The organism is Marinomonas sp. (assembly GCF_965225885.1).
Lineage (GTDB): Bacteria > Pseudomonadota > Gammaproteobacteria > Pseudomonadales > Marinomonadaceae > Marinomonas.
Genome location: NZ_OZ245329.1, coordinates 4,625,552 through 4,637,057 on the forward strand (window position 1 = coordinate 4,625,552; position 11,506 = coordinate 4,637,057).

Here is an 11,506-nt window from a genome sequence, read left to right on the forward strand (position 1 = left end):
TGCAGCAAGAAGTCTGCAATAAAAAAGCCACTTCCTGAAGTGGTTTTTTTTTACTTAAATGATCAACCTAATTCCGCCACCAGCACTTTAAGGTGAGCGTGACTTATATTGGAGTAGTTTAAATGAAAGAAATTGCCGCGACGGTAAAAGCTGTTGAATTAATCAACCAAAATGTATATCAAATTACCTTAAAGGTAGATGATCTAACATTTGAAGCAGGCCAATATTTAATGGTGGTACTACCAACGGGTGAGCAAGTACCTTACTCCATTGGTAGCGCACCACATGAACTGCCATTTTTGACATTGTATATTCTTGTTTCGGATTCTGCGTCTCTTGCCAGTAAAGTCGTCGAACACATTAAGTCTAACGACAGCATTACGATTAAAGCACCAGGTGGCGACTGCCATATCGCTAATGGTGTTCTAGAGTCTAATCCAGAGAATATTTTATTGATTGCTGGCGGAACGGGTTTTGCTCAAATTAAAAGTCTGTATAGCCATTTGGTCGAACAGAATTTTACTGGCAATGTCTCATTCTACTGGGGGCTAAGAACACCAGAAGATGTTTTTGCTCAGGGCTGGTTAGAAGAAGCACATAAATACACGCCTTTTACACTAGACGTCATAGTGAATGAGAAAAGCGATGAATGGCATGGTCGAAGTGGCTGGTTGTATGAAGCGGTTCTAGCAGACCATGCCGATCTAAGTAAAAGCGCAGCATTTATTAGCGGATCGGTTGGCATGGTGTATGGCACACTTGATCAATTGGAACTCAAAGGTCTTAGCAAAGAAAACTGTTTTTCTGACGTTTTTGCTTATGCACCGCATCCAGACAAACCAGCACTCTAACACCATTGGTTGAGATGCATTAAATTGCTATCACCTTAAAATGATTGATAAAAAGGGAGCGCCAAGCGTAATGGGTGCTCCCTTTTTATTGAACCTTGCACAATCAAGAACTAAGCTGCGGAACTAACTGTTTCCCACAAAGCTTTAATATGCTCTTGATCGCCATTTGTTACACCTTCGGCTTCCAGTGTGTCTTGCAGAATTTCTGTAAAAGCATGATCAAACTCATCTCGCCCTTCTCCTTCTACGCTACTATGTAGGCCTAAAAGCCCTAAAAGGTAAGCACAATAAAACAGCTGATCACCTTCTTCTGCTTGATGCTCCATGTCTCGTAATCTGTCACACAACTGATCTGCGCGCTCAGCAAAGCTTATTGTCATATTCAATCTCACAATGATGGTATTAATTTAATTACAAAAAAGCTGGGAATTCCCAGCTTTTTAAAAACGTATTCTATCGACGTCAATGACGTTAGGGCTTTAAGTTTAATGTCTCTAACGTGTTTGCACGAATTGAAAGAAGTAAGTCGGTATTCTCTACCAGTGATTCACCGTAAGAAGGCACCATTTCTTTCATTTTCGCTTGCCATTCAGGCGACTCGACACGCTCTGGGAAACAACGCTCTAGAATACCGATCATGGTATTTACCGTTGTTGAAGCGCCTGGTGAAGCACCCAATAAAGCAGCAAGAGAGCCATCTTCAGTCGTAATCGCTTCGGTTCCGAATTCAAGCTTACCGCCTAATTTTTCGTCTTTCTTGATAATCTGAACACGTTGTCCAGCGTACGCAAGCTCCCAATCTTCATCCTTTGCATCAGGGAAAAACTGACGCAAAGAATTGCAACGATCTTTGTGAGATTGCATCACTTCACTAATCAAGTAGCGCGTTAGATCCATATTATTCTTACCAACACTTAGCATTGGTTTGATATTGTCGAAGCGAACACTCTTCGGCAAATCAAAAAATGAACCTGTTTTTAGAAATTTCGTCGTAAAACCAGCAAATGGGCCAAACAAGATGGCTTTTTTACCGTCAATTATACGCGTATCTAGATGCGGAACAGACATAGGCGGCGCACCAATAGGCGCAGCGCCATAGACTTTGGCAAAATGCTGTTCAACCAATTCCGGTTTTTCACACACCAACCACTGACCACTTACTGGGAAACCACCAAAACCTTTGCCTTCTTTTACTTCTGCTTTTTGCAATAAAGGCAAAGCGCCACCACCAGCACCTAAGAAGACAAATTTAGCGTCAATGGTTTTACGCGCACCATTTTGCTCAATCTCGACGTCCCATCGGCCGTCAGAGCGTTTATTCAAATCGTTAACTTCACAATTCAAACTTAACTCAAAGTTATCCAAACCTTCTAGATGTTTGCTCATATTCCGTGCAATCGCACCAAAGTTTACATCGGCACCATGTTCAATTCGTGTTGCAGCAAGTGGCTCACTCTCATCACGGTTATTCATAACAAGAGGCATCCATTCTCTCATTTTTTCACGGTCTTCAGTGAATTGCATTTCTTTGAAAGCTGGATGTGCACTCATTGCGGCATGACGAGCTTTTAACATATCTACATTGCGCTGTCCCCACACAAAGCTTTGATGCGGAACACGATGGATAAACTCTTGAGGGGCAGGCATCAAGCCTTGTTTAACAAGGTAAGACCAAAACTGAAGACTGATTTCAAAGGCAGCGTTAATAGTGACTGCCTTATCTATATTGACAGAGCCATCATCATTTTCAGAAGTATAGTTAAGTTCGCAGTATGCAGCATGGCCTGTACCAGCATTGTTCCAGCCATCGGTACTTTCCTTTGCAATACTCCCTAAACGCTCAACCATTAATATGGTCATGCTAGGGTCCAATTGCTTTAGTAACACTCCTAGGGTGGTGCTCATTGCACCTCCCCCGACTAGTAAAACGTCTACAGAATTTGAGGTCATATGATTTCGCCGTGTCATAGCCAATTATGAATTTGAGAGTGATGTCGAAAAGGGCTTTTGGCCAACAGTCATCTTTCAGAATACACTGCTTTAGTTTCTCCACCCTCTCCTCAGAACGCCTTTGCTCATACGCCAAAAATCCATAGAAAATCAGCTTAATAAGGGATTCTGAGCAGGTGTGGGTTAATTATACGGATTTTAAAAATAATGTCTTGAGACCTTGGTATAAGAATGTAGATATATTCACATTTCAACTTTCACGATAGTGCTCATTTTATTGACTTTAGCGACAAGAAGGGCGATGTTAACAACATTACGAAAAAACATGCTTCGATTTAGCTGCTATATTTAAAAAATAATGTTCGGTATAAATATACTAAATTCTATATTTTTATGTACTGGGGAGTATGGCGATGAAAGCACAGGATATCATGATAAAGAATGTCATCTGTGTCGATATGGATGAGCGTTTACCCAATGTCAGACAAATTATGGAAACGAATGGTTTTCATCATCTTCCAGTTACTGAAAAAGGCAAACTGGTTGGCATTATTTCAGATAGAGATTTGTTACGCCTCATCAGCCCTTTTATAGACAGCGCTTCAGAACAACCTAGAGACTTAGACACCTTAAACAGAGCGGCTCATCAAGTGATGACACGTCAGCCTATTACAGTAAAAGCAGAAACATCGATAGAAGACATTGTCGCTTGGTTAAAGCGGGTAGACATTTCTTGCCTTCCGGTAACCGACGACGAAGATCATGTCATTGGCATTATTTCGTGGCGCGACCTTGTCAATCACGCCACGTTTTAGCGGCTGGAGTTTTTTAATTAATGGGTTTTCGCTTGATCACCCAGTAAACCCACCAAATCGTCTTCGGTAAACTCATACTTTTCTGCGCAGAACTGACAGTCTACTTTTACGCTACCTTGTTCAATCAGAAGTTCTCGTATTTCTTCGGAGCCTAGTGACATTACTGCATCCAAAGTACGCTGACGCGAACATGAACAACCGAACTGCATTACTTTAGTATCGTAAAGGCGAACTTCTTCTTCATGGTATAAACGATGAAGCAACTCACCTGTTTCAAGGCCAAGTAATTCATCTTCTTTCACGGTAGAAGCAAGATGAGTCAAACGGCCCCAAGCATCTTCGTCGCCTTCTTTCGCTTGCTCTGCTGGCAAACGCTGTAAAAACAAACCACCACATTGTGCGCCATTAGCCGCCAACCAAACTCGGCTTGGTAACTGCTCAGACTGAGAGAAGTACTGCTCAAGGCATTCTGACAAGGTGTCACCAATGATTTCAACAATACCTTGATAACGCTGACCATTACGTGGCTGAATAGTAATGGCTAAATAACCACCTTCGAGCACGTCTTTTAAAGAAATAACCTCAGGCACTTCTTGGTTTTCGTCCCATTGGGCAATGCCGCGAAGGTTTTGATGCTCATCACATTCCGTCATCAAGGTAGACAAAAAGCCGTAGCCTTTAGCTTGAATAGATAACACGCCGTCTATTTTGACAATGTCTCTTAATAGCGCAATGGCTGCGACAAACTCACCAAGGAGTTTTTCTAGTGCCAGCGGATATTCTTTACGTTTAATAATTTCTTGATAAGCGTCATTCAGCAACACTCGTTCGCCACGAACGTTACTATTATCAAAGGAAAAACGCTGGATTTCGTTTATGGTTACATTATTCACAAAGCACACCTTGTTCAGACTTAAAAGCCCGACTAAAAAAGTTCAAATAAATATTGCCGCCATTTTACCCTTGAGCTGATCAATCATCTACTTTAAAACCGTCATAAACTGGGGATATGTATTGATAATATGCACGCTTGCTATTTCGTTTAGTCTAGCAGCACTCTAAAATGTTGCGCATTGTACTTTCTATTGAAACAACGATTGAAACGATCAACATCACTTCTCATTAATAGAGATAAGAGATTCCTAGTTTTTATGATCCAATTTACTGAAGTTAGTTTACAGCGCGGCACTCAGTTCTTACTTGAAGAAGCCGACCTTACCATTTTTGAAGGTCAGAAAGTCGGTCTCATTGGTGCCAATGGCGCAGGAAAATCCTCTTTATTCGCCATGATAAAGGGCGAGCTGCATGCTGACACTGGCGAAGTGATTCTACCGGGCCAACGCCGTATTGCTTTTATGGCGCAGGAAGTGGAAGAAACACAACGCAGTGCTTTGGATTATTGCTTGGATGGTGACGATAGACTTCGAGACATAGAAAGCAATATTGCCAAAGCACAAGCAAGCGGCGACGATCATGCTCATGCCAGCTGGTTAGGTGAATACGAAAATGCCCATGGCTACACGGCACAATCAAGAGGTGAAACCCTTCTTCAAGGGCTAGGCTTTAAAATGACAGACATGCAAAGACCCGTGTCTGACTTTTCTGGCGGCTGGCGAATTCGCCTTAACCTTGCCAAAGCCTTGATGTGTCCCTCAGATGTGCTATTGCTCGACGAGCCAACCAACCATTTGGATTTGGATGCTGTCATGTGGCTGGAAAACTGGCTGCGTCAATATCCCGGCACTTTATTATTAATTTCCCATGACCGCGATTTCTTAGATGGTATTTGTAGCCATATTGTTCACCTCTATCAAAAGCAATTGGTGCTTTATAAGGGCAACTACTCAGATTATGAACGCCAACGCGCTGAACACTTAGCGCAACAACAAGCTAACTACGAAAAACAACAAGAGAAACGCGCTCACCTACAACAATACGTAGATCGCTTTCGTTACAAAGCCGATAAAGCCAAGCAAGCTCAGAGCCGCTTAAAAATGCTCGAAAAAATGGAGATTATCGGTCCAGCTCATATCGACTCGCAATTTGAGTTTACGATTCCTGTGGCCGAGAAAACCTCGCAGCTATTGATTAATTTATCTCAAGCTGATCTGGGCTACACATCTGAATCTGGTACAAAGACCGTTCAGCTTGGCAACACCAACTTTGCCCTTCGAGATGGACAGCGCATTGGCTTACTTGGTCCTAATGGTGCGGGTAAATCAACACTAATCAAATCCATTGTAGGCGAAATCAGCATTTTAGCGGGTGATCGCATCTTAGGCGAAAACCTAAAAATCGGTTATTTTTCACAGCATCAACTTAGCGCTCTCGACTTAGAAGCTTCACCATTACTTCATATTCAACGACTCACCCCAAAAGTACTGGAGAGCGACATTCGTCGTTATTTGGGTGGCTTTGGTTTTATTGGCGACGATGCACTTCGTGCGGTAAAAGGCTTTTCAGGTGGTGAAAAAGCGCGTTTAGCCCTGTCGTTAATCTCTTGGACCAAACCAAATTTATTGGTACTCGATGAGCCAACTAACCATCTGGACATCGAAATGCGCCAAGCGCTAACAGAAGCCCTACAAGACTTCCCTGGCTCCATTTTGTTAGTCTCCCACGATCGTCACTTACTCAACAGTACGGTTGATGAGTTTTACCTCGTTGCTGACCATCAAATCCAAGCATTCGATGGAGACTTGCCGACGTATCATGCATGGTTACAAGCCAGACAAGCCAATGCGGCGCAACTTGAAAAAGGCGATTTAGCAGGTGACAAACTCGATAAAGTGGATCGTAAGGAAGAACGCCGTAAGGCCGCTGAAATGCGTGAAAAATTACGTCCGCTTCATAAGAAGATTGAGAAGTATGAAAAGGCCGTTCAAACCGCACAAGAGCACCTTGAACGCATTGCTGAAGCAATGGCCGATTCCAGTCTTTACGAAGCAGATCAAAGAGACAAGCTGCAAAGTTTGTTAAGTGACGAGGCAAAATGGAAAAAAGCCCAAGCGGAAAGTGAGGAAGCTTGGTTCGAAGCCCAAGAAGAGCTTGAAGAAGCCGAAGCGAAACTAATCTAGACCCAAAACCAGAGAAGAGCGGATAAAGAAAGACTAAGTGCTAGAAATCCGTAAAGTTTTGTCCTAACACAAAGCTTTTCATCTGATACTGACTTAATATTGTAACAATATCAAAGTACATTCATACACAGCGAAAAGGAGAAATATTGGATGACATTTCCATACACTCGTATGCGCCGCATGCGTAAAAATGATTTTTCTCGCCGCCTGATGCGCGAGCATCGCCTCACTGCGGACGACTTAATCTATCCTATGTTCGTCATTGAGGGAGAAAAGGTTCGCCAAGCCATTTCTTCTATGCCAAATATTGATCGTGTTTCCATCGATATATTATTAGAAGAAGCAAAAGAGTTGGTTGAGCTAGGCATTCCTACCATTGCTTTATTTCCCTATATTGAAGCCGACAAAAAATCACTCCACGCCGAAGAAGCCTATAATCCAAATGGTTTAATCCAACGTGCTATTCGGGCTCTAAAAGACGCCTTTCCAGAACTTGGCGTGCTCACTGATGTTGCCTTAGATCCTTATACTACTCATGGACAAGATGGCATCATAGACGAAGAAGGTTATGTACTAAACGACATCACCGTCGATGTACTTGTCAAACAAGCCTTGTCTCATGCCAAAGCCGGCGCCGATGTGGTTGCGCCTTCCGATATGATGGATGGACGTATTGGCGAGATTCGTGATGAACTTGAAAGTGAAGGCTTCATCAATACTCTGATCATGGCTTATGCCGCCAAATATGCTTCTGCTTACTATGGCCCATTCCGTGACGCCATTGGTTCAAGTGGCAACCTTGGCAAAGGCAATAAATTTACTTATCAAATTGACCCAGCCAACTCTAACGAAGCTATCCGCGAAGTGATGCTCGACATCGAAGAAGGCGCAGATATGGTCATGGTAAAACCCGGCATGCCATATTTAGATATCGTACGCCGAGTAAAAACAGAACTTGAAGTACCGACGTTTGCATATCAAGTAAGCGGCGAATACGCAATGCACATGGCGGCCTTTCAAAACGGCTGGCTAGATAAAGACTCGGTAATAATGGAATCTCTCCTAGCATTCAAACGTGCTGGGGCAGATGGCATCCTGACTTACTTTGCAAAAGATGCAGCACGCCTGCTGAAAACTAAAAGCTAACAACTTTTAGTACAAATAAACGCACAGAATCGGTGACCAGCAGGCTGCGTTGGTGTAATTTGTTAGTATTTACCTACATACTGTAGGCAAAAGGAACAATGATACCAACAACACAATAAAACAGTATTTAGAGAGAATGAAAGCACATGTCTGAGCAGTCGGTGAACGAAATAGATAAAAAAGAGCCAATTCCTAGCCCACCACCTTTGGAATTAGATGCAGAGCTGGTTTTAGAGCCCATTCCGGAACAGCCACAGGATCCTAATAAGGTAGCAATTGAAGAACGCCTACCTGAAGAGATTGATCTGGCTGATCCAGAACTCTACTTCAACCGCGAGTTAAGTCACTTACAATTTAACGCACGCGTTCTTGAACAAGCTATGGATGAAAATCACCCAATCTTAAACCGATTGATGTTTCTGTGTATCTTCAGCTCAAACATGGACGAGTTTTTTGAAATTCGCGTTGCTGGCTTAAAAAGCCAATTAGAATACAGTCGTGAAAAAAATGGTCCCGACGGCATGCACCCGAAAAAAGTGCTTAGCTTAATTAGTGAACAGGCTCACAAGCTCGTTCGCCGCCAATATCGTATTCTGAATGATATTATTTTCCCCAAGCTAGCAACGGAAAACGTTAAATTTATTCGTCGTACCGTATGGAATGAAAAACAAGCCGCTTGGGTGAAGCGCTATTTCCGTGACAATGTGCTGCCTATTATCAGCCCTATTGGACTCGACCCAGCTCACCCATTCCCAAGATTGGCGAATAAAACCTTCAACTTCGTTGTCGAATTAGAAGGTCGTGATGCCTTCGGACGTGAGAATGGCCTTGCCATTGTTCCTGCTCCAAGCTCCTTACCACGTTTAGTTAAAATGCCAGATGATGTTTGTGAAGGCGGTGATAACCTTGTCTTTCTTTCTTCAATCATCCACGCTCATGCCGATCAATTATTCCCTGGTATGACAGTCAAAGGTTGCTTCCAATTCCGCCTTACTCGTAATGCCGACTTAGAAGTAGACTCAGATGATATTGGTGTCGATTTGGCTGGGGCGCTGCGTACAGAGTTACAAAGTCGTCATTACGGTAGCTCAGTACGATTAGAAATCGCTGAAAACTGCCCTCTTCATATCGTCGACTCTTTACTTAAGCAATTTGATTTAGAGCAGCAAGACCTTTATCGTATCGATGGTCCGGTAAACCTTAGCCGTCTTATGGCCGTACTAGAACTCGTTGATCGCCCTGATTTGATGTACCCTCCTTTTTCACCGGGTTTACCTAGAAAATTAGCGAGCTCAGGTGGGTTATTCGAAGCTATTCGTCAGCGTGATTATCTACTCATGCATCCGTTTGAGAGCTTCTCGCCAGTTATCGATTTATTAAGCGAAGCGGCGAAAGACCCAAGCGTTGTTGCCATTCGTCAGACACTATATAGAACAGGTTCACGTTCACCGATTGCCAATGCATTAGTTGAAGCAGCTCGTAACGGCAAAGAAGTCACCGTTGTTATTGAATTACGTGCACGCTTTGACGAAGCTGAAAACTTAGCACTAGCAAGCCGTTTACAAGACGCTGGCGCCATTGTTGTCTATGGTGTAGTTCGACATAAAACCCATGCGAAAATGATCCTAATCGTCCGTAGAGAAGGTGCAGACCTCACTCGCTACGTCCATCTAGGAACAGGCAACTACCACGCAGGTAATGCTCGTCTTTACACCGACTATAGCTTTATGACTTGTGATAAAGAGATTGGCGACGATGTCCATCGTGTCTTCCAACAACTCACAGGCATGAGTAAAGAATTGAAGGTGAAAAAGCTGCTACATGCTCCTTTCACCCTTCGTGACCGTTTGCTGGACATGATAAACAGAGAAGCCGAAAATGCACTGAAAGGCGAACCCTCTCGTATCATCATTAAAGTGAACTCTTTAACAGAACAAAGGCTCATACAATCACTGTACAAAGCGTCTCAAGCTGGTGTAAAAATTGATTTAATTGTTCGAGGTATCTGTACATTGCGCCCAGGTATCAAAGGTATATCATCCAACATCAGAGTGCGCAGCATTATAGGAAGATTCCTAGAACATACTCGCGTATATTACTTCTACAACAACCGTAACCCACAGGTTTATCTATCTAGTGCCGATGGCATGGATAGAAACTTAAATAACCGCATTGAAGTAGCCTTCCCTCTTCAGGATTACCAACAAACACGCCGAGTGAAAAAAGAACTTGAATATTACCTAACAGATAATACCCAAAGCTGGATTCTTCAAAGTGATGGTTCTTATCAGTTATCCAAACCAAGAAAAGACGAATATCGAAGTGCTCAGCGAGCTTTACTCAGCGAATTAGCAGACAACACGCGTTAAGTAGTCAATAGCTATACACAAGGCCCAGCACCAAGCTGGGCTTTTTTGTGTATAAAAACAACGCTTATCCCCAAGATTATTTAACACATCTTGTCACCTACCATTAACAAAGCTTCACGTATGACAACCAAACCAGTGCGTCAACTTCTCTTGAAAAACTCGCAAAATTCCCCTTTAGCGTCATTCTATAGGCGAAAACATTATGATTCATAAAGATAATTGACCAAGTTTGTGTAGTTCATGATGGTCAAAATAAAAGGCCTCTAAAAACAGGTGTCGTTCATTTACCTTGATATTGGCTTCGCGTTGGATTACTGAACAGATACAATCAAATCGAATAAGGCGCAAGCAAATTGAATGGCAAGGTGAGGTAGCACAGAGCTACTTAGTCAGCATTAAGAAGAGCTAGATTCCTGTCTTCGCAGGAATGACGAGTGTGTACCTTTATAGGAGTCACGTGGCGTTCCCAATTTCATGGAGGTTTACTCCCCCATTTTTATTTTCTGACTTTTCTTCAGACGAAGAAAAAAACCCTGGCAGCTGATACTTACACTCTTGAAGTGTTATCAAGGCGACGACCTTCAATGATCTGAAGCTTCGCTTCATCCCCTTCGGGCATCCTATGGATGTCTTCCACTGGTTCCTTCGGAACATGGTGTAATCACATGGATCCAAAGGTAGTAAAGAGCTAGGTGACGTGGTTCCAAAACGAAAAAACCCCGCCCTGCTTCGCAGGACGAGGTTCTTTTCATTTTAAAGCTTGACGACGACCTACTCTCACATGGGATCTCCCACACTACCATCGGCGATGGCGCTTTTCACTTCTGAGTTCGGGATGGGATCAGGTGGTTCAACGCCTCTATGATCGTCAAGCAATTCGTTTTGCGTTTGTTTTGAGGTGCACTGTGTTGTGCGCTGACTTTTTATCGTTAGCTTGTCTCAAAACACGCGAATACGTGCTTGGATCTTTAACAATTCTGTTTTGAAATAACGATAATCAAGGTCAAACCAGTTTCTATCGTACTATGTGTTTTAAAACCACTTTGGTGTTATATGGTCAAGCCTCACGAGCAATTAGTATTGGTTAGCTCAATGCCTCACAGCACTTACACACCCAACCTATCAACGTCCTAGTCTCGAACGGCTCTTTAGGGAACTTAAGTTCCAGTGAGATCTTATCTTAAGGGAGGCTTCCCGCTTAGATGCTTTCAGCGGTTATCCCGTCCGAACATAGCTACCCGGCAATGCCACTGGCGTGACAACCGGAACACCAGAGGCTCGTCCACTCCGGTCCTCTC

Annotated in this window: 8 protein-coding genes and 2 rRNA genes; 5 read left to right on the forward strand and 5 right to left on the reverse strand. The window is 43.1% G+C overall.

The window, feature by feature from the left end; all coding sequences use genetic code 11:
• Window positions 1-122: 122 nt before the first annotated feature.
• On the forward strand, window positions 123-851 hold the full coding sequence (locus ACO05V_RS22140) for an NAD(P)H-flavin reductase (RefSeq protein WP_421856807.1): 729 nt from the start codon (window positions 123-125) through the stop codon (window positions 849-851).
• A gap of 110 nt (window positions 852-961) precedes the next feature.
• Here ACO05V_RS22140 and ACO05V_RS22145 read toward each other — a convergent pair whose 3' ends face one another.
• Both ACO05V_RS22145 and mqo read right to left on the reverse strand, forming a co-directional pair.
• Complete coding sequence (locus ACO05V_RS22145; protein WP_421856810.1) at window positions 962-1,231, reverse strand: hypothetical protein; 270 nt, start codon at window positions 1,229-1,231, stop codon at window positions 962-964.
• A 91-nt stretch (window positions 1,232-1,322) separates the two neighbouring features.
• Window positions 1,323-2,801: a malate dehydrogenase (quinone) gene (gene mqo / locus ACO05V_RS22150; RefSeq protein WP_421856813.1), complete on the reverse strand. Its 1,479-nt coding sequence runs from the start codon at window positions 2,799-2,801 to the stop codon at window positions 1,323-1,325.
• 413 nt (window positions 2,802-3,214) lie between these two features.
• Between mqo and ACO05V_RS22155 the strand changes: the two genes are divergently transcribed.
• Window positions 3,215-3,616 (forward strand): CBS domain-containing protein, encoded by a 402-nt coding sequence (locus ACO05V_RS22155; RefSeq protein ID WP_421856816.1) that lies wholly within the window; start codon window positions 3,215-3,217, stop codon window positions 3,614-3,616.
• A gap of 17 nt (window positions 3,617-3,633) precedes the next feature.
• Here ACO05V_RS22155 and hslO read toward each other — a convergent pair whose 3' ends face one another.
• Window positions 3,634-4,509 carry an Hsp33 family molecular chaperone HslO gene (gene hslO / locus ACO05V_RS22160; RefSeq protein WP_421856819.1) on the reverse strand — a complete coding sequence of 292 codons (876 nt, stop codon included), beginning with the start codon at window positions 4,507-4,509 and terminating at the stop codon, window positions 3,634-3,636.
• Window positions 4,510-4,767: 258 nt separating this feature from the next.
• On the opposite strand from hslO, the gene ACO05V_RS22165 reads away from it, so the two are divergent.
• The 3 genes from ACO05V_RS22165 (at window position 4,768) to ppk1 (ending at window position 10,208) form a co-directional block, all read left to right on the forward strand.
• Window positions 4,768-6,693 (forward strand): ATP-binding cassette domain-containing protein, encoded by a 1,926-nt coding sequence (locus ACO05V_RS22165; RefSeq protein ID WP_421856822.1) that lies wholly within the window; start codon window positions 4,768-4,770, stop codon window positions 6,691-6,693.
• 150 nt (window positions 6,694-6,843) lie between these two features.
• The gene (gene hemB / locus ACO05V_RS22170; RefSeq protein ID WP_421856825.1) at window positions 6,844-7,839 is read left to right on the forward strand and encodes a porphobilinogen synthase; all 996 of its coding nucleotides are present in this window, start codon (window positions 6,844-6,846) and stop codon (window positions 7,837-7,839) included.
• Between the two features lie 146 nt (window positions 7,840-7,985).
• Window positions 7,986-10,208 (forward strand): polyphosphate kinase 1, encoded by a 2,223-nt coding sequence (ppk1, locus tag ACO05V_RS22175; protein ID WP_421856828.1) that lies wholly within the window; start codon window positions 7,986-7,988, stop codon window positions 10,206-10,208.
• 758 nt (window positions 10,209-10,966) lie between these two features.
• On the opposite strand, the gene rrf is transcribed toward ppk1, so the two are convergent.
• A 5S ribosomal RNA gene (gene rrf, locus ACO05V_RS22180) occupies window positions 10,967-11,081 on the reverse strand.
• Between the two features lie 180 nt (window positions 11,082-11,261).
• Window positions 11,262-11,506, reverse strand: a 23S ribosomal RNA gene (locus ACO05V_RS22185); the annotation flags it as partial.

Bases quoted from the DNA above. Each gene is read 5' to 3' on its own strand.
- mqo (WP_421856813.1), bottom strand. From the start codon at position 2,801: ATGACCTCAAATTCTGTAGACGTTTTACTAGTCGGGGGAGGTGCAATG.
- ACO05V_RS22140 (WP_421856807.1), top strand. From the start codon at position 123: ATGAAAGAAATTGCCGCGACGGTAAAAGCTGTTGAATTAATCAACCAA.
- hemB (WP_421856825.1), top strand. From the start codon at position 6,844: ATGACATTTCCATACACTCGTATGCGCCGCATGCGTAAAAATGATTTT.
- ACO05V_RS22165 (WP_421856822.1), top strand. From the start codon at position 4,768: ATGATCCAATTTACTGAAGTTAGTTTACAGCGCGGCACTCAGTTCTTA.
- ACO05V_RS22145 (WP_421856810.1), bottom strand. From the start codon at position 1,231: ATGACAATAAGCTTTGCTGAGCGCGCAGATCAGTTGTGTGACAGATTA.
- ACO05V_RS22155 (WP_421856816.1), top strand. From the start codon at position 3,215: ATGAAAGCACAGGATATCATGATAAAGAATGTCATCTGTGTCGATATG.
- ppk1 (WP_421856828.1), top strand. From the start codon at position 7,986: ATGTCTGAGCAGTCGGTGAACGAAATAGATAAAAAAGAGCCAATTCCT.